This is a genomic window from Bradyrhizobium sp. AZCC 1721, from assembly GCF_036924715.1.
Lineage (GTDB): Bacteria > Pseudomonadota > Alphaproteobacteria > Rhizobiales > Xanthobacteraceae > Bradyrhizobium.
In genome coordinates, this window is record NZ_JAZHSB010000001.1 from 4,971,921 (window position 1) to 4,990,998 (window position 19,078).

Genomic DNA, 19,078 nt, shown 5'->3' on the forward strand with positions numbered 1-19,078 from the left:
GTAAACCCAGGCCGCGTCGGGAGAAGATGTCGCAAGCGTCGTGCCAAACAACAAAACCAATATAAATCAACGCTTTAAGAAAAAAGCCCCGGTCCAAAGACCGGGGCACATTTGCCGGGCGGGCAACAATTGCCGAGTGGTGGCCGTTACGAAGCCGACGGCCCCGCCGGGTGGAACACCAGAGCAAACCCGTCGATGCAATAGCGCAAGCCGGTCGGTTTTGGCCCGTCATCGAAGACGTGTCCGAGGTGGCCGCCGCAGCGGCGGCAATGCACCTCGGTGCGCAGAATGCCGTAGGTGCGGTCCTCGGTCTTGCCCAGGGCATTGTCGAGCGGCTGCCAGAAGCTCGGCCAGCCGGTGCCGCTGTCGTATTTGGTTTCCGAGGAGAACAGCGGCAGATCGCAACCGGCGCAGGCGAAGATGCCCTTGCGCTTTTCCTTCAGAAGCGGGCTCGAGCCCGGCCGCTCGGTGCCGTGCTTGCGCAGGATTTCATACTGCTGTGGCGTGAGCTGGGCACGCCATTCGGCGTCGGTCTTTTCCACCTCGAATTTCCCGGCGGCCTGCGCTGGCGTGGTGCGCAGCCAGCGGAAAGCGGCCAGGCCAAACAGGCCGGCTACGGATGCGAGCAGGAAACGGCGGTCGAACATGGAATTCTCCGTGCGAGGCGGGCCTAACGGTTCGCCATCAAGTACGGCCCGGAAGCGCCGAAGTTACACCGATCCGTCCCGGATCTTCTCACTTTCCTGCGAGGGAACGACCGACATCCCGCCGTCCCGGGCCTCTGCCGGCCGTGGCGGCTGTGGACGCACGGAGCGCGGCGCGACCGGCGGACGGCGCGGCGGCCTGGTTCCGGCCTGCCGGTTGGCCTCCGCCAACCGCGCCTCGCGCACCCGTTCCCGGGCGCGGGCGCCTTCGCGGTAACGGGCCAGCGCGCCCGCCGCCGCGGAATGGCCCCGCCCCCACAGGCCGATCAAATGGCCGGCTACGCGGCCGGTGGCGCCGCCCGCCCAGACCAGTTCGAATGGCGAGAACAGTTTCCAGCGGTCCTCACCCCACAGGATGCTGCGCGCGATGACCTGGCCGGCCATCGCCGAAGTGTTCAGCCCGTGGCGTCCGAAGCCGCTGGCAACCCACAGCCCTTTGCGCAACTGGCCGATCTGCGGCATGCCGTGCACGGTCACCCCGACCGCGCCGCCGAACACGTCTGATATCGGGACTTTGCCGAGCGCAGGGAAGATGGTGGCAATGCGGCGCTGAATGAGGGGGGCAAAGCGGCGCGGCCGCGCCTCCCAGGTGGTTTCCGGACTCGCCCACATCAGCCGGTCGCCGTCGATGATTCGGAAATGATCGATGCCGTCGCTGTCGGCCACCGAGCCCCTGAAGGCGATCACCTCGCCGAGCCGTTCGCCGAGCGGCTCTGTCACGGCGGCATAGCGCCAGACCGGCAGCAGCGTCTCAGACAGGCGTCGTAACGGGGCGCCGAGATGAACGTTGCCGGCCAGCACGATATGAGAGGCGCGCAGCCGCGCCGACGGCGTCACGATGCGCTTGCGAATGCCCGACGGATCGATGCTGACGACCGGGGTATCTTCGAAAATGCGCGCGCCTGCCCGCCTTGCCTGCGCGGCAAGGCCATCGATGTATTTGCGGCCGTCGATCTGGAACGCGCGCGGATAATAGATGCCGTGGAAATAGCGTGCCGTCCCGAGCTGATCGCGAACGCGATCGACCTGCCATCCCTCGACTTCAGTCTCGAAATCCTCGCTCAGCGTCTGCAGCCGGCTGATCAGCGTCTCGCCGGCATCGACGTTGGAAACCTCCAGCGCGCCTTCAGTGAGCGCAATTCCCGGCATCGCCTCTTCGGTTGCGGCGGCGCGAACGTAATCGGCGCCCTCCTTCGACAGCGCCCACAATTCGCGCGCGTCTTCGATGCCCACGCGCTCGATCAGGTCGCCGATCGGAAGACTGTAGCCCGGCATGACCGTACCGAGTTGATGGCCGGACGCGTTCCAGCCGACATGCCGGCCTTCGAGTACGGCCACGCTGGCGCCGCGTCGCGCGGCCTCCAGCGCTACCGTAAGACCGGCAAGTCCGGCTCCCACCACGCAAATGTCGACATCCAGGTCGAACGAAAGACGCGAGCGAAAAGGGCCGTCGTCGGGGCCGTTGGTCGCACTTGAGAAAGTCTCGGGCATGGCGTTTCTTACGGCCGGCTGCAGCGCTTGTCACCTCGTCCCAGACATGAGCTTGTAGATTAGTCCAGACTAAGACCGAATCGAGATCGCGCCAATGCGCCGTTTGATACTGCTGCGTCACGCCAAGACCGAACACGATGCGCCTTCGGGCCATGACCACGACCGCCGACTCGACGAGCGCGGACGGCGGGATGCCGTCGCTATCGGAACCTGGATCGGCCGGCATCCGCCTTTTCCCGACGCAGTTCTGGTTTCGACCGCGGTGCGGGCGCGGCAGACCTGGGAAATCGCACGCGACGCGATTAAGGATGCAGTGCGGGAACGGCCGCCGAAGCCGCAGGTCGAACTGCTCGATGAACTCTACGGCGCTGAGCCGACGCGGCTCCTGCGGATCATCCGCATGGCCGAGGTCACCGACCCCGCGCGCCTGATGCTGGTCGGCCACAATCCCGGCATGCATGAGCTGGCGCTGATGCTCGCCGGCAGCGGCGACGCGGCGGCGAAGAAGGCGCTTGAGGACAATCTGCCGACCGCGGGACTGGCGATCCTCGACTTTGCCACCGAGGACTGGAGCGAGGTGGCGTTCCGCCGCGGCAAGCTCGTGCGCTTCACCAGCCCGAAATTGCTGAAGCAGGCGCTGGACGATTGAGGTGCGCGGACATCCAGGCTCTCCCGTGCTAAACTCGCCACGATGCAGTTTTCGAGCGAGTTAAGAACAAGTTCGCGTAAAAGAAAGCGCGTCAAAACAAAGGGCTGGAGTCGGGTTCTGACAAATCAGAACCGGACGGGTTGCAGCGGGAGGCTCAGATGTTCAAGTCGATTCTCGTGCCGATCGATCTGGCTGATACCGATCTGGCCAAGCCCGCGATCGCGACCGCCGCAACGCTGTCGCAAACCTGGAGCGGCTCGGTACGATTGCTCAATGTGTTGCCGATGACGCCAGTGATGCTGGCGGAATACGTGCCGGCCGATTTTGACGTCCAGCAGCGCGCGACCTCGGAGGAAGCGCTCGCGATCGTGGCGCAGGAATCCGGCATCGAGGCGCCGCGCATTTCCACCGCAGTGCGGAAAGGCGGCATCTATCACGAGATCCTTGAAGAAGCGGCGGCGGTCAAGGCCGACCTGATCGTGATGACCTCGCACCGGCCGGCGATGCGGACCTATTTTCTCGGCTCCAACGCCGGCCATGTGGTGCGCTATGCCAAGTGCTCGGTGCTGGTGGTCCGCCATTAGGCCACCTGAGTACCGCGCGATTCTGGTGACCCTTCCACCCGTGCAGGACCAGCGCGAGAAGGGACGTCAGCGCCAGCACGGTTCCAAGCCCGATGGCCGGGTCGCTGGAGAGGATCGCCGCGAGCGAGGCGCCACATGCCGCCCCAGCCATTTGGGAGAAGCCGAACAAGGCTGCCGCCAGGCCGGCCTTACTACCGAATGGCGACAGCGCGGCCGCACTCGACAGCGGGCTCGCGATCCCCACCCCGAACAGAAAGATGGAAGCGGCGACGAGAAACAGCAGCAGCGAGTTCCTCACGACCATAGCCGCGAGAAGCAGCGCGACACCTCCTATAACGACCGATACCAGGCCGACCAGCGTCGCATGATAGGAACCGAACCGTGCCGAAAGTCTCGGCGCCAGCATACCTGCTCCAAACACCAGGAAAACAACGGCTGCATACAGCAGACCCAGCATAACCGGGGACAAGCCGAAGCCTTCGAGAAATATGCGTGGCGCGCCTGAGACAACGGCGTACAGGCCGGCCATCAAGAGACCTGCAGTCCTGGCAGGCGCAACGAACCGGGCGTCTCGAAGCAGGCCGAGATAGGAACCGGCAATGTCGAGCGGATGCAGGGAACTGTCGGAGGCCATCTTGGTTTCGCCGACGAATATCGTATACGCCGCCCCGGCGCAGATCGTGAAGATCGCGACAAAAGCAAACTCCGAGCGCCAGCCGAGAAGATGATCAAGCGCACTGCCCACGAGCGGTGAGAACCCCGGGGCAGCGGCCGTCGCGATCGTGATCGATGCCATCACCTTTGCCAGCGCCTGGCCATCAAACAGATCCCGGGCGATGGCGCGCGAGAGCACGGCAGCCGTACATGCGCCGCAAGCTTGCAGCGATCGGCCAACCAGGAGGCCCAACAGATCGCCCGCAAACGCGCACCAGATCGTTCCGAGCACGAAAATGCAGAGCCCGATCAGGATAGGCATTTGCCGTCCAAGTCGGTCCGACAACGGGCCCACAATCAACTGTCCGACGGCAAAAATCGCCAGAAAAACCGTAATGGTCGAAGTGACGGCCGCGCTGGAAACGCGCAGATCGGCCGCTATCACCGACAGCGAGGGCAGAAAGATATTCGTCGAAAGAATTCCCGTAGCTGCAAATGCACAAATCACTGCCCTGGACGCTATTGCTGGTCGCTGCCTGGGCGCGGTCGCAGGCAATTTGCTCAGAACGACTTCGATGCTCATGGCTTGCGTGCCTTCCGCCGATCGGGACGCTGGCCACCTTGAACAATTGATTGTTGGGTGTCGTCCTACGAATGCCGGAGAAACTCGCAAATCAACATCCGGGCCCGACCGAACGTCGCGCTCAGTCGGTCAGCGGCGTCGCATAGCCGGCGACGAGCTTGACGAGATCTGCCTGCCGCGCGGTGCCCGTCTTTTCGAACAGGCGGCTGACATGCGTCCTGATCGTCGTGTCGGCAACGCCAAATGCGATCGCGACTTCCGGGATACCGCCGACTTCGACGATCGCCAGCAACACGCGAAGTTCGGTCGGCGTCAGCTTGAACGCGCTGCCGATGGCTTGAGGCGCGGACGAGACCGCCAAGGCCGCCTTGCGAACGAACAAAGCCGCGGCAGCGGTATAGACAACACCGGCGCGGCGGCGTGCGCCCGAGGTCAGCGGCAGGGCATGGGCGACATAGCGCTCGCCATCGCTTCCGATCAGAGGAACGGCGATCCCCTTGTTGCCGAGCGCCGCATCGCCCTGCCCTGCAGCCGCAAAGACGTCTCGCAAGGCGCGGTCGACCTGCGCATCATTGGCTGCCAGCCGCCCGCCCACCGAGCTCAGAATGTCGCTGGTGCCGAGAATGGCGTTGCCGGCGGCATTGGCGTGAATGAGGCGTCCTGCCGCATCGACGAGATACATGCCCGCACCAAGCCCGTCGAGCGCATCGACGAATGTCGCCACCTCCGCCGCCTTGAACTCGAACAGCCGCCCGATCAACACGGCGCGCCTGATATGCGGGGCGATCAGCCTCATCTGTCGGCGCGCGTAGTCGTCGACCATGCCGTTTCGCTTGTGGCGGAACACTCCGAAGATGGCTGAGCTGATCACCGTCCTGTCGAGGACCGCGCTCAGGAAATCAACCAGGCCCTGAGGCTCGGCCCATTGTCGATAAAAGTCGGTCTGAGCATAGTCTGCGAAAGGCATCAGATCGGTGGTGGCAATCGGCACTTCGAGATCGCCGAGAAAGTGCCCCTCCGCAGCCGAATAGATCTGTCGAAAGAGGGCAACGGGCAACGGCCGCTCAAAGCCAACGCTGTGCGGTATCGCGGCGTGCGGCACTCCGACGTCCTTGCAGAAAAGTCCGGCGCCGGAGCCGCCGACAAAAAGGGCGACCCTTTCGAGGGTGCGCTGCCAAAGCGATGGATCAATGGCGGCATCATAAACGATGCCAATCAGGTCACTGAGCTGTTGCTGATTATGGAAAGCGCCTTCGGAGACCGACCGCAGATGTGACACTGTGTTCATTCCGAAACGCTTCCCGGTGCAGGCGTCATGATGCGCGCTTGCGTACTTGCGATGATCCGGGCTCATCGTCGCCTCAAATTATATTGATCCGGTCGCCGGGAATAACAGCCATCCTCCGAATGGAGGATGGCTGTTGGGGCTCAGGCCAATCGCGGTGCCGCGGCGCATCATTACGATCGCGCCTTACCGGCGCGGGATGGCCTGCCCCCGTCAGAAGGCGACGCGTATGCCACCCCTGGCAGTCCCGATGCGGCTCTGGTCGGACATCGCAACGCCTTCCACGGCGCCGAACAGAGCGACGTTCTTGGCGGTGTGGTAGTCGAAGCCGGCGCCGAACACCGCGCCCATCGTACTGCCCTTGCCCGGTGTCGCGAACGAAAGGTTTTGGCCGATCAGCACCGTGTTGACGGTAGTGTCGCCGACGCGTTGCTGCGCGATCACGCCGCCATGGACACTGGTCTTCAGGCTGTGATCGCCGCCGAAGAAGCTCGTCGTCTTCGACACTTCGAGTTGGCCGCGCTCCTCGAAATTCTGCAGGGTGCGGCTGCCCACCGTCAGCCCCTGCGCCGAACCCGTCTCGGAGTAGCCATCGAAGAAGCCGGCGACGTAGCGCACGCGCGCCGTCGGCGTCAGCACATAGCCGTTGCCGATCTGGTAGCGCATGCCATAGGCCAGTTCCGGACTGATGAACCAGCCGTCGTATCGCGCCTTCGCCGTCTCCGCAGCACCGTTGTTCAACACCAGCCGGTCCGACTTGTTGGAGGAGCTGCCGCCCTGCACCGTGAAATCGAAGAACTGAGCGGCCCATTCGAAGCGGCTGTAGGCGCCGGCGAACAAATAATCGGTATCGACATGCTGCGAGCCGAGATCGACCGACAGCCGTCCCGAGCCGCCGCCGATGAAGGCGCCGACCAGCCAATCCGGCCGCACCCTGCGGTCGATGCCGATCGCGCTGCTCCAGGCGGTGTTGGTGGCGCGCAAGGTGGCGGCCGTCTCGTCCTGGGTGCGCTGACCGCCGAAACTATTGGCCCATACCGTGATCGGCGCAGCGTTGCTCCAGCCGGCAGCGCTGGGAGCCTTGACGAAGCGCCCGGCATCGGTGCTCTCCGGCGCGTATGCCATCGCCATCATCGATCCGTTCGCCGACGGCGGCGCACCGTTCAGCCGGCCCTGCACCAGCGACGACACGCCGCCGGTGAAATCCATCAGCGCGCGATCGGCCAGCGCCAGCGCGGTCGGATCGAGGGTTGCGAGCGTCGTCCCGGCCGAGACCGCCGGATTGTTGTTGCCGGTGGAGAAGCTGGTGTTGAGGACACCGGTGAAATTTATGAAAGTTGGAAGCGCCACTGACGTCAGTGACGACACCCGGGTTTTGGGCGCGCTGATCGCAACGTTAACGATGTCGTCGCCAAAACCCATGTCGACCACGCCGACGATGCGCGAACCGGTCCGCAATGTCAGCGTGTCGGCGGCGGAGGTCAGCTTGATTGCGGTACCGCCAGTGCCGACGATGCTACCGGAATTGTCGATGGTGCTGCCGTTACCAAAGGAAAGGATGCCAACGTCGCCCGACACCGTGCCGGAATTGGCTATCGTGCCCCGGTCAACAAGGATGCCGCTAAGCGCTCCCGAAATGCTGCCGGAATTGGTGATGGTCGCAGCGTGTGCCGCCACACCGAACCTGCCTCCCGCAATCGAGCCGGAATTGATGCCCTTGACGTTGTCACCGAAAACAGCCGATTCGCCGCCAGACATGGCGCCCGAGTTGACGAGATCGATATTGTTCGCGCTGATCGCTCTATTGCTGCCGGAGATATTGCCGGAATTAGTGAGGTTGACGACGCCGGCCGAGAGCGCGATGTCGCGCGAGATGATGCTACCGGAATTGGTGACGTCGATCCTGCCATTACCGCCGTTTCCGGCGGCGATGCCGAATACGCCACCGGAGATGATGCCGCCGTTGTTCACGGTCGTGCGCGTGAAGGCAGTGATGCCGCTGTTCCCGCCCGAGATGGTGCCGGAATTCACCACGTTGGCGACGTCGCCTCCCCGAATGCCGGTGCCGTCTACAGCCGTGGCCTCGATGGTGCCCGCGTTCTCTACACTGGCGACACGGGCGGAAATGCCGAACTGCCCACCCGAGATGGTGCCGCGGCCGGCATTGTTCACGCTAGCGGTATCACCCTCGATGGCGGCGCTGCTTGCTCCCGCGATCGTGCCGGAGTTGTTCACGTTCAGGGAACCGAGGGAGACAACGCCTCCACGAGCACCCGCAATGATGCCGGTGTTGCGCGTCACGTTGATGTTGCCGCCATCGCGACTGACACTGACAATGCCAAAATTGTTGCCTGAGATGGTGCCGGCATTCGCTACGTTCGCGAGCGTCGTGACGTCGATGCCAGCGAATCCGCCCGAAATGGTGCCGGCGTTAGCCACATCCGCGAAGGTGAAAGTTCTGATGCCCGCCAGCCCACCCGAAATGGCGCCCGAGTTGTTCACAACGGCGGTGGCAGCCGCGATACCGTCCGCGTTGGCCGAGATTGTGCCCGTATTGACTACCTCGGCATTGGCAGCACCGATCCCGATGCCGACACCGTTTGTGCCCGGCGCCAAGATACTGCCGGCATTGTTCACCCGGGCGGTTTCGGCATTGATCCCAATCGCCCCACCCGAAATCGTGCCGGTAACCCTATTAATGGTATCGGCGAAGGTGGCGCTAATGCCGATACCGCTGACGCCGGTCGCCGTTATCGCGCCAGCATTGTCCACCTTGGCGGTGACAGCGCGGATGCCCTGCACCTCACCCGAGATGGTGCCGGTCGACCTGTTGATCACGTCGCCGAAGGTATTCGCAAGGATGCCGGCGCCGTCTGTGCGCGTCGCCAATATCGAGCCGGCATTATCTACTTTGGCAGTACCGGCGGCGATGCCCGCTTCCTCGGCCAATATGGTACCGGAGTTCGTCACGGTGGCGGGGCCCACGGCAATGATACCGGCTGTAGCGGCAATAGTGCCGAAATTATTAACCGTGCCGTCGTTAAATACCAAGCCAATGTCGGTTCCGGCCACCAGGCCACCAGACAGGACGTTGATGGTGTTGCCGCTATCGGTAAAGCTGCCGTAACCGTCAAAGCCATTTGCATTGGTCGTCGTCCCGGTACAGGTGACGGTGACATTGCTGGCCGGCGATGCCGGATCGCACGCGGCCTCGGCGCGGTCCACCGGTGCGGCCAGGGCAATCAACGGCGCCAGCCCGATTGCGTGTCGCAGCATAGAATGGGGTTGAGCCAACAATTTCATTTCCATCTCCAGATTCGTTCGATTTCGCGCTGATCGTTGGGGTACCGATCGCGCACGAAGTCCGCGTCCTACGAACCTGGGAGATGACGACCCGCTTCCTTTCTATTCGGGGTAATGAGCTATTTTAGCCACGCTGCGTGATCGCGCGTTGCGCGGTACGCGATCCGACAAACAATTTCGGCCCGGTCGATCGACCGGGCCGTTTGATGTGTAGAGCGATTAATCCGGGCACTTCACGTGATGCGCCCGAAATCCGGATCGACGCTGCCGCGCACGGCCGATTCAATCCGGCTGTGTTCGATCCCGATGTCGCGGAGCGCACGGTCGTCCAGTTCGCTCAGGGTTTGGATGGCGTAGCGGCGCGGGAAATTAATAATGATCACACATGGCCGGCGCGGGATGGCCTGCCCCCCGTCAGAAGGCCACACGAATTCCTCCCCTGGCAGTCCCGATGCGGCTCTGGTCGGACATCGCAACGCCTTCCACGGCGCCGAACAGAGCGACGTTCTTGGCGGTGTGGTAGTCGAAGCCGGCGCCGAACACCGCGCCCATCGTACTGCCCTTGCCCGGTGTCGCGAACGAAAGCCCCTGCCCGATCAGCACCGTGTTGACGGTGGTGTCGCCGACGCGTTGCTGCGCAATCACGCCGCCATGGACGCTGGTTTTCAGCATGTGATCGCCGCCGAAGAAGCTCGTCGTCTTCGACACTTCGAGCTGGCCGCGCTCCTCGAAATTCTGCAGGGTGCGGCTGCCCACCGTCAGCCCCTGGGCCGAACCCGTCTCGGAGTAGCCATCGAAGAAGCCGGCGACGTAGCGCACGCGCGCCGTCGGCGTCAGCACATAGCCGTTGCCGATCTGGTAGCGCATGCCGTAGGCCAGTTCCGGACTGATGAACCAGCCGTCGTATCGCGCCTTCGCCGTCTCCGCAGCACCGTTGTTCAACACCAGCCGATCCGACTTGTTGGTCGAGCTGCCGCCCTGCACGGTGAAATCGAAGAACTGCGACGCCCATTCGAAGCGGCTGTAGGCGCCGCCGAACAGGTAGTCGGTGTCGACACGCTGCGAGCCGAGATCGACTGCGAGCCGTCCCGAGCCGCCGCCGATGAAGGCGCCGACCAGCCAGTCCGGCCGCACCCTGCGGTCGATGCCCAAGGCGCTGCTCCAGGCGGTGTTGGTGGCGCGCAAGGTGGCGCTGGTCTCGTCCTGGGTGCGCTGACCGCCGAAACTATTGGCCCATACCGTGATCGGCGCAGCGTTGCTCCAGCCGGCAGCGCTGGGAGCCTTGACGAAGCGCCCGGCATCGGTGCTCTCCGGCGCGTATGCCATCGCCATCATCGATCCGTTCGCCGACGGCGGCGCACCGTTCAGCCGGCCCTGCACCAGCGACGACACGCCGCCGGTGAAATCCATCACCGCGCGATCGGCCAGCGCCAGCGCGGTCGGATCGAGGGTTGCGAGCGTCGTCCCGGCCGAGACCGCCGGATTGTTGTTGCCGGTGGAGAAGCTGGTGTTGAGGACACCGGTGAAATTTATGAAAGTTGGAAGCGCCACTGACGTCAGTGACGACACCCGGGTTTTGGGCGCGCTGATCGCAACGTTAACGATGTCGTCGCCAAAACCCATGTCGACCACGCCGACGATGCGCGAACCGGTCCGCAATGTCAGCGTGTCGGCGGCGGAGGTCAGCTTGATTGCGGTACCGCCAGTGCCGACGATGCTACCGGAATTGTCGATGGTGCTTCCTTTGGTGAAGGTTGTCCGGACGCCGATATCGCCCGAGATGGTACCGGAATTGGTAATGGCAGCACTAGCCGCAAAGATGCCGGTCTCCGCTCCCGATATGCTGCCGGAGTTGGCGACAATCGAATCTCCCGCGTCCATCCCGAATCTACCTCCGGCGATCCTACCCAAATTCACGACGTTGACGTTACCACCCAGAATGGCGGATTCGCCGCCCGACATGACACCCGAATTGACGAGATCGATATTGTTCGCGCTGATCGCTCTGTTGCTGCCGGAGATATTGCCGGAATTGTTGACGTTGATGGTGCCGGACGCGAGAGCGATGTCGCGCGAGGTGACGCTGCCGGAATTGGTGAGGTCGATCGTGCCATTACCGCCGTTTCCGGCCGCGATGCCGAACACACCGCCGGAGATCATACCGCCGTTTCGCACAGTCGCGCGCGTGAAGGCGGTGATGCCGGCGTTCCCTCCCGAGATGGAGCCGGAATTGATGACATCCGCGGTGGCTTGAGCGCGGATACCTTTGCCGCTCACATTCTCGCCCGATATGTTGCCTGCATTATTTACCCTAGTGGCGCCGGCGCTGACGCCGGCGTCATTTCCTAAAATGATGCCAGAATTGTTCACCGTGGCATCTGCGGCGCTAATCGCGATTCCGCCCGCAATCGTCGCGCGGATCAGGCCGGTGCTTGAATTGGTTACATCGACCGCGCTCCCGCTGCTGATCGCTTGTGTGATACCGAAGAGGTTGCCCGAATTAATCACCTTGTCCGGGCTACCGCCGATGGCCTCCACGCCCGTAATCGTGCCTGTGTTGTTGATGGCACCACCGGAAAATCGCACGGTCTGGCCAAACGATGAGATCAGGCCGTCGTTATTGATAGTGCCGTCGACAACAGCAATCGCAGATGTTCCTCCGAATATCCTGCCTGTCGCGAAGTTGTTGATAGTAGCACTAGTGATGGCATTGATGCCGATACCGGCCGCATCGGTCGCTGCAATGCGGCCCGCATTGTCGATCCTGACGGTGGCGGCTTCGATGCCAGCGTGAAAACCAGAGATGTTGCCGCTAACCCCGTTGGCCACATTGACCTCGGCATCAGACCGAATGCCAAACGCTGCAAGCCCAACAATGTCGCCTGTATTGGCAACGTTAAGAGATTTGAGGCTTGATATACCGTCGATATCGCCCCTGATGGTGCCGGTGTTGGAGATTTCGCCGATTCCGCCGTCCCTAAGAAAACTGACACCGGCACCTCCGCCCGAGATAGTGCCCGCATTAGACACCTTGGCTTGATCGACAATCAGAACACCATCACTACCGGTGATGGTGCCGCTTTGCGCGTTCGTCACCTCGCCGCTTTGCAGTTCAACGCCGACTCGCAGTCCGGAGATAATCCCAGAGTTGTTTACAGCCCCTAACAATGCCCAAAAAATTCCGCTGGAGCCTCCCGCAATGGATCCGGAATTGTTGACGGTTCCGCGGCTAAACGTCAGGCCATGGCGCGTTCCTGTCACCGAGGCGCCGGAAGCGACGTTGATGGTGTTGCCGGTATCGGTATCCGTGCCATAACCGTCGGTACCGTTGGCGTTAGTCGTGGTACCCGCGCAGGTGATGGTGGAATTGTTGACCGGCGACGTCGGATCACATGCCGCCTGAGCGCGATCGAACGCCGCGATTGGCGCGACCAGCGGCGCCAGCGCGATGGCGTGCCGCAACATAAGGTGGCTTGCGCGTAACAAGGTCATTTCCATCTCCAGATTCGCTCGGTTCCGTTGCGTTGATCGTTCACGTACCGATCGCGCACGAAGTCGGCGTCCTACGAACCTAGGAGACGGCCACGGGTCTTCATTCTATTCTGGGTAGTGGGATATTTTAGCCACGCATGCGCCATTGAACGCCGCCCGGGAGGCTCGCTCGGTTCAACGGAGCGGCGCACGACGCAAGTCGGCCCGATCGATTGACCGGGCCGTTGGCATTGCAGATCGATGAAGCCGAACGCGTCTCACATCATTCGCCCGTACATCGGATCGATGACGCCGCGCACGGCCGATTCGATTTGGCTGCGCTCGACACCGATGTCGCGAAGCGCGCGATCGTCCAGCTCACTCAACGTTTTGATGGCCTCGCGGTGCGCAAAATGAGTAACGATGCCGTTCACCCAGCGTCCGAGCAGGCCGAAAAATCCGACCGGGCCCTTCCGGGAAGCAGGCTGACCCGCCGTCTGGGATATCGTCGTCATCGTTCTTCTCCTTGCTTGCGAACGGCAAAGCGCTGCCGCCGGCGCAAACGCCGTCTAAGCGCCTGCACCTATTGAGTTCTGATTGCTTGCACCCCTCTCAGTGCAATCATGGGCTTGATGGGTCCAAAATGATCCGATACATTTCTCGGTGCAAGGAAAACATTGCTCTCGGTGCAATAATGTCGAAGTTCGAGTACTTAAAGCTTGCCGATACCGTCGCCGCCGAGATCGCCAACGGCGCGCTCAAGCCCGGCGATCGCCTGCCGCCGCAGCGCAGCTTCGCCTATCAGCGCAAGATCGCGGTCTCGACCGCGAGCCGCGTCTATACCGAGTTGTTGCGCCGTGGCCTGGTGGTCGGCGAAGTCGGACGCGGCACGTTCGTGTCTGGCGAGACGCGCCGCGGCATCGCCATGCCGGCCGAGCCGCGCGGCGCGCGTATCGATCTGGAAGTGAACTACCCGATACTGCCGACGCAATCGGCGATGATCGCAAGAAGCCTTGCAGGGCTGGAACGCCCCGAGGTGCTCGATCTCGCGTTGCGGCACTCGACCACGGCAGGCACTCTTGCCGCGCGGACCATTTCCGCCGAGTTTCTCTCCCGCGAGGACTGGTCGCCGGCCCCCGATCAACTCGTCTTCACGGCGAACGGGCGGCAATGCATCGCCGCCGCTCTTGCGGCGGTGGTGCCGAGCGGCGGCCGCTGCGGCGTCGAGGCGCTGACCTATCCGTTCATCAAGGACATCGCCGTCAGGCTTGGCGTGACGCTGGTGCCGCTTGCGATGGATGAGAACGGCGTTCGCCCGGACGCCGTGCAGAAGGCTCACCGCGAAGCGCATTTGTCGGCGCTGTACGTTCAGCCGACGATACAAAACCCGCTCGGCATGACCATGCCAGCGGCGCGCCGCGCCCATTTGCTGCGCGTGGTCGAGAAGCTCGGCCTCACCGTCATTGAGGATACGGTCTACGGCTTTCTTGACGAAGAAACCCCGATGGCCGCGCTCGCGCCGGATAACTGCATCACGCTCGACAGCCTGTCGAAGAAGGTGGCGCCGGGCCTTGCCCTCGGCTTCATCGTGTCGCCGCCGCGGCTGCGCGAACGCGTCATGTCCGCGGTTCGATCGGGCGGATGGACGGCTTCGGGATTTGCGTTTGCCGCCGGACAGCGCTTGATGGCGGATGGCACTGTTGCCGAGCTGTCACGCCTGAAACGCATCGATGCGGCACGGCGCCAGCAGATGGCGGCCAAATACCTCGCCGGATTCGATGTTCAGGCCAACGTCAAATCCTACCATCTCTGGCTGACCTTGCCCCAGCACTGGCGCTCGCAGACATTCGTCGCGGCCGCGGCCCGGCGCGACATCGCGTTGACCCCTTCGACTACCTTCGCGGTAAGTCCGGGACACGCCCCCAACGCGGTCCGCCTGGCGCTCGGCGCCCCCAGCACCGAACAGCTCGAACTGGCGCTGCGAACGTTGTCGGGAATGCTGACGGCGAAGGAAGACGTCGATACGACCGAGTAGAATTATCGGTCGCCCGCCGGGCTTGCCGGCCACTCGGCGATAAAGCCCCTCGCCTTGTACGGCTCGATCTTGTCCCATTCGTGGAGCATGCGGCGGCTGAATTCGGCGTCGGTGTGCCAGAGCGCCCGCGGCGTCTTGAAACTGTCGACCATGACCAGCATCTTTTCCACTTCCGGCCAGTGTCGGTGCAGCGTCATCGGATAGCGGCGCGCGGTCCAGGTATTGCCGAGACAGATCACGCTTCGGATGTTGGCAAGGCCGAGCGCAGCGTCGATGATCGGCAGCGAAAGAATCACGTTTTCGCCGGTGTTCATCGCGCGGTCCTCTCTCAGGATGATATCGGCCGGAACGCCCCGCGCGATCATGGCATCCGCAATGACCTCGCATTCCGACAGATCCAATCCCGGCGTCACACCGCCGCTCACGATCGCCCAGCGAAAATATCCGTCGCGCCACAGCCTGCAGGCTTCATCGACGCGCTCCTCGACATCCTCGCGCGTTCCGAATACGAACAGCAGATCGGCCGGCCGTAACGGCGTCTCGATCAGATGCCGCGTGTTGATCGCGGCAATCTCAGCCTCGGTTGGCGATCGCCTGTTTCGATCCGTCACGGCAGTTCGTTTGATAGCGAAAACGGTCCGATCATGATGCCGCGCGTCACGCGTCCGGCGAAGTCACATTTCATTTCGCCGGATTGCGAGGCGGCGGCGGGAGCAATGTCTCGGGCAGCTCATCGAACGTGTAGAGCCGCGGCTTGTTGCGCCAGATGAAGCCGCCCATCTGCCATCCGAACAGGGCGGCGAACCCGACCAGAAACAAGGCGCCCGCGAATTCACCCGTAGCGACTGCGCGCGCGAGCAATCCTGCGATCGCGATCGCGACCAACGCTAATAGCAGACAGCCGCCGGCATAGGTCATCGGCCCGATGCCGCCGACCAACGCGACCGTGCCGCGCGCGGCCTTCAGGCGCGCATGCAATTGCTCGATAAAGGCGCGGTAATCGCGGTCCTGCGGCGTCATCAGCACGACCGTGTGCCAGCTTGTCGAAAAAGCGGTGATGCGCTGGCCGCTCTTGTGTTCGATGTCGGCGCGAAACCGGCGTGACTGCATCGACATTGGCCGGTAGGAGAGACGCACAGCCACGATATCGACGTACGGCCAGATCCCGGCCTTTCCCCTCGCCTGCCACGACAGCCCTTCATCCCTGAGTTCGAATTCATGCGCCGATCCGACCAGCGATGCCTTGTAAACATAGCGGGTTCCGGGCGTGCCCTCCCCTGCTGTCGTGGCCTGTTCCGTTAATGAAGGGGGCAATTCAAAAATCCCGTTGTCGGTTGAGTGCGGCCTGCTTGCGCGGCGAGCTGGCTTTACCTTACAAGCGGGCCATGGCCGATACGACTTATTTTCCGCGTCGCCTGATCCTGGCCGGCGCGATTGTTTCCGGAGTGCTGCTGGCGCTGGCCGTGCACATGTTGGGCGCGCGTTACGGGCTCGATCTCGGCGGCCTGTGGCGAACCGACACAAGCGAATTCATGCCCGCGGGCGCGGCAATCGCGTGGTGGCTGATCGCGACCGTGGGCTTTTCCGGCGGCTATTTTACCGCCAACCTGATGCACAGCGCGGCCTCGGGCCAAATTCCGCAGCGGATGCGACAGTTCCTGATCGCAGTCGGCGTACTGATCCTTGCCGGCGCCGGACAAGCCGCCTCGGCGCCGAGCCCGGTCCCGACCGTGTCGGGCGTGCTCGCCGGCCTTGCGGCCTTATGCCTCGGCGCGGTGATGGCATTCTGCGGCGCGCATTTCGCGCTGCGCAAGGCTTAGAGAAGCAAGACTTGAGAAACTAAGCGACGACCCGCGCCCGTGGCTTCGATAGCATCGTTTCCACCTCGGCAGCGGGGCGCGGCGGGCTGAACAGATAGCCTTGCGCCTGCGTGCAGCCCTCCTGGCGCAAGAGGTCGAACTGCGCGTCGGTCTCGACGCCTTCAGCCGTGGTGATGATACCCAGGCTCTTGCCGAGGCCGGTCACGGCGCGGACGATCGCCATCGAATCATCGCGCGTCGCCAGTTCGGTGATGAACGAGCGATCGATCTTGATCTTGTCGAACGGAAAGCTGCGCAGGTAACTGAGGGACGAATATCCGGTTCCGAAGTCGTCGAGCGAAATCCGGACGCCGAAGGCGCGAAGCTCGTGCAGAACCGAGAGCGTGGCCTCGCTGCTCTGCAGCAGCACCGATTCCGTGATCTCGAGCTCGAGCCGGTGCGCCGGAAGACCCGAGGCTTTCAGCGCCTCCGTCACCGTCGATACCAGATTGGGATTCTTGAACTGCACCGGCGACAGATTGACGGCGACGCCGACATCCTGCGACCACTGGGCCGCGTCGAGGCAGGCTCGGCGCAACACCCAGTCGCCGATCGGCACGATCAGGCCGGTTTCCTCTGCCAGCGGAATGAAGTTGGCCGGAGAGATCATGCCGCGGAGCGAATGATTCCACCGCACTAGCGCTTCGAAACCGACGACGACATCTTTGGCGACGTCGCGGATCGGCTGGTAATAGACTTCGAATTCTCCGCGCTGCAGCGCGGCGCGCAAGTCGAGCTCCAGGAGCCGCCGGGCCTGCGCACGCGCGTCCATCCCGGTCTCGAAGAAGCGGTAGGTGCCGCGGCCGTCCTCCTTGGCGCGGTAGAGCGCGAGGTCGGCCTTCTTGAGGAGCTCGTCGGGGTTCTTGCCGTCCTCCGGCGCCAGCGAAATACCGATGCTGACCCCGATGACGAGTTGATGGCCGGCAATCTCGTAAGGCGCGGAAACCTTCTCCACCACGTGGCTGGCGAGCAAGGAAACGGCGGACGGGTCGCAATCGTTGCAGAACTGCACGATCGCGAATTCGTCCCCACCCAGCCTCGCCACCGTGTCGTTCTCGGTGATGCATTCGCTGAGGCGGCGGGCGACTTCTTTCAAGAGCGCATCGCCGACCGGATGGCCGAGCGAATCGTTGATGTCCTTGAAGTGGTCGAGATCGAGACAGAGCACCGCAAGCTGATCGCTGCGTTTGGCGAGCCGCAACGCCTTTTCGAGCTGCTCGCGGAACAACGTCCGATTCGGCAGATTGGTCAGCGCGTCATGGCGCGCCATGTGGGAAATCTGTTCCTGGGCAGCCTGCCATTCGGTGATGTCCTCGAAGGTCGCGACCCATCCGCCGCCCTTCATCGGCTGGTCGACGACGCGGAGCGAACGTCCGTTGCGGCCGATCGACTTGGTCACGGTGTTGCCGGCCTTGGCATCCGCTACCACCGCAGCGAAGAATTCATCGGGATCGCCGTCCCATTCGCCGACCGATTTCAGTTCGCGCAGAACGTCGATCAGCAACCGGCCTTGCAGTGGCATGCCGGACCGGTCCATCAACTCGACGTAGCGTTGGTTGAACAGCAGGATGCGGCCGTCCGCATCGAACATGCAAAGTCCCTGCGACATGTTGTCGAGCGCGGTGTCGAGCAGGACTTTCTGTTGATGCAGCTCGCCCTTGGCGCGGCGATCGATCATGGCCGCCAGCAGCGACAGCCCGAGGATGGCGAACGCCGCCACCGCTGTCAGGAAGGAAAGCGCGGTCGGTGAAATCGACAGCCCGTCGGTCCCGAGCGTCGGGTCGGGAATCAGTGTGACGGCGCCCATCGCCGTGAAATGATGCGAAACGATGGCAATCGTGAGCAGCCCGGTGGCGCCCATGGTATAGACGGGATCATCGCGACGCACGGCAACAAGAAGCGCCATGGCGGCAAACACGCTGCCAAAAACGATCGAGGCCACAACGATGCCAGGCGACCACACAATGAACGCCGGAAGCTCGAGTGCGGCCATGCCGGTATAATGCATCGCGGCGACGCCCGCGCCAATCACGGCACCACCAAACGCAACCACCGGCCACCGTGCGCTCGACAGCGCAATGCACAGACCGACAGCGACGATGCCTATCGCGAAGACCAGCGACAACAGCGTAATGGGAATGCTGTATCCGGCTCCGGCGCCGGGATCGTAGGCCAGCATCGCGACGAAATGGGTGGCCCAGATTCCGCAGCCGCCGACCGCTGCGTCGAGGCCGATCCAGATCGCGCGCGTACGGCCGCGCGAGGCCCTGGCACGATGAAACAGACTGATGGCGACTGCGCTGGCGAGCCAGCAAATGGCACCGGCGAGCACGACCAGACGCCAGTCATGCTCGGCAGTGAGGCAAGTTAGGACGCGGTACATACAGACCCCCGAAGGCCTGTAACAGCACCCTATTGGTATATTTGGCGTAACCGCCGCGACGCAGTTGCGCGGATGGT

The 19,078-nt window shown here is 63.2% G+C and carries 14 protein-coding genes and 1 pseudogene; 4 read left to right on the plus strand and 11 right to left on the minus strand.

Annotated features, from left to right (window positions below):
* Positions 1-146: 146 nt before the first annotated feature.
* Both msrB and V1273_RS24150 read right to left on the minus strand, forming a co-directional pair.
* Positions 147-647 carry a peptide-methionine (R)-S-oxide reductase MsrB gene (msrB, locus tag V1273_RS24145; protein ID WP_334363748.1) on the minus strand — a complete coding sequence of 167 codons (501 nt, stop codon included), beginning with the start codon at positions 645-647 and terminating at the stop codon, positions 147-149.
* Between the two features lie 63 nt (positions 648-710).
* Positions 711-2,195, minus strand: a complete 1,485-nt coding sequence (locus tag V1273_RS24150) for an NAD(P)/FAD-dependent oxidoreductase (protein ID WP_334363749.1) — start codon at positions 2,193-2,195, stop codon at positions 711-713.
* Positions 2,196-2,289: 94 nt separating this feature from the next.
* Between V1273_RS24150 and V1273_RS24155 the strand changes: the two genes are divergently transcribed.
* Both V1273_RS24155 and V1273_RS24160 read left to right on the plus strand, forming a co-directional pair.
* Positions 2,290-2,844, plus strand: a complete 555-nt coding sequence (locus V1273_RS24155; protein ID WP_334363750.1) for a SixA phosphatase family protein — start codon at positions 2,290-2,292, stop codon at positions 2,842-2,844.
* Positions 2,845-3,002: 158 nt separating this feature from the next.
* Positions 3,003-3,428 carry a universal stress protein gene (locus tag V1273_RS24160; RefSeq protein ID WP_334363751.1) on the plus strand — a complete coding sequence of 142 codons (426 nt, stop codon included), beginning with the start codon at positions 3,003-3,005 and terminating at the stop codon, positions 3,426-3,428.
* 67 nt (positions 3,429-3,495) lie between these two features.
* Here V1273_RS24160 and V1273_RS24165 read toward each other — a convergent pair.
* The 6 genes and pseudogenes from V1273_RS24165 to V1273_RS24190 form a co-directional block, all read right to left on the minus strand.
* Positions 3,496-4,665: pseudogene (locus V1273_RS24165) on the minus strand (Bcr/CflA family efflux MFS transporter); the annotation flags it as partial.
* A 121-nt stretch (positions 4,666-4,786) separates the two neighbouring features.
* Positions 4,787-5,953, minus strand: coding sequence for a helix-turn-helix transcriptional regulator (locus V1273_RS24170; RefSeq protein WP_334411076.1), 1,167 nt, complete (start codon positions 5,951-5,953; stop codon positions 4,787-4,789).
* A gap of 210 nt (positions 5,954-6,163) precedes the next feature.
* On the minus strand, positions 6,164-9,253 hold the full coding sequence (locus V1273_RS24175; RefSeq protein WP_334411077.1) for an autotransporter outer membrane beta-barrel domain-containing protein: 3,090 nt from the start codon (positions 9,251-9,253) through the stop codon (positions 6,164-6,166).
* Between the two features lie 233 nt (positions 9,254-9,486).
* A complete protein-coding gene (locus V1273_RS24180; protein ID WP_442894108.1) occupies positions 9,487-9,681 on the minus strand; it encodes a DUF1127 domain-containing protein in 195 nt (64 codons plus the stop codon).
* Positions 9,668-12,745, minus strand: coding sequence for an autotransporter outer membrane beta-barrel domain-containing protein (locus V1273_RS24185; protein ID WP_334411078.1), 3,078 nt, complete (start codon positions 12,743-12,745; stop codon positions 9,668-9,670). Before V1273_RS24185 ends, V1273_RS24180 begins: the two co-directional genes overlap by 14 nt.
* 257 nt (positions 12,746-13,002) lie before the next feature.
* Positions 13,003-13,239 (minus strand): DUF1127 domain-containing protein, encoded by a 237-nt coding sequence (locus tag V1273_RS24190; RefSeq protein ID WP_334381521.1) that lies wholly within the window; start codon positions 13,237-13,239, stop codon positions 13,003-13,005.
* A gap of 179 nt (positions 13,240-13,418) precedes the next feature.
* Here V1273_RS24190 and V1273_RS24195 point away from each other — a divergent pair, with 179 nt between their 5' ends.
* Positions 13,419-14,759, plus strand: a complete 1,341-nt coding sequence (locus V1273_RS24195) for an aminotransferase-like domain-containing protein (protein ID WP_334411079.1) — start codon at positions 13,419-13,421, stop codon at positions 14,757-14,759.
* Between the two features lie 2 nt (positions 14,760-14,761).
* Here the strand turns inward: V1273_RS24195 and V1273_RS24200 are convergent, their stop codons facing one another.
* Positions 14,762-15,370, minus strand: a complete 609-nt coding sequence (locus tag V1273_RS24200; protein ID WP_334411080.1) for a YdcF family protein — start codon at positions 15,368-15,370, stop codon at positions 14,762-14,764.
* Between the two features lie 70 nt (positions 15,371-15,440).
* Positions 15,441-16,073, minus strand: coding sequence for a hypothetical protein (locus V1273_RS24205; protein WP_334411081.1), 633 nt, complete (start codon positions 16,071-16,073; stop codon positions 15,441-15,443).
* A gap of 71 nt (positions 16,074-16,144) precedes the next feature.
* On the opposite strand from V1273_RS24205, the gene V1273_RS24210 reads away from it, so the two are divergent.
* The gene (locus tag V1273_RS24210; RefSeq protein WP_028348602.1) at positions 16,145-16,579 is read left to right on the plus strand and encodes a hypothetical protein; all 435 of its coding nucleotides are present in this window, start codon (positions 16,145-16,147) and stop codon (positions 16,577-16,579) included.
* A gap of 19 nt (positions 16,580-16,598) precedes the next feature.
* On the opposite strand, the gene V1273_RS24215 is transcribed toward V1273_RS24210, so the two are convergent.
* Positions 16,599-19,001, minus strand: coding sequence for an EAL domain-containing protein (locus tag V1273_RS24215; protein WP_334411082.1), 2,403 nt, complete (start codon positions 18,999-19,001; stop codon positions 16,599-16,601).
* Between the last annotated feature and the right edge of the window lie 77 nt (positions 19,002-19,078).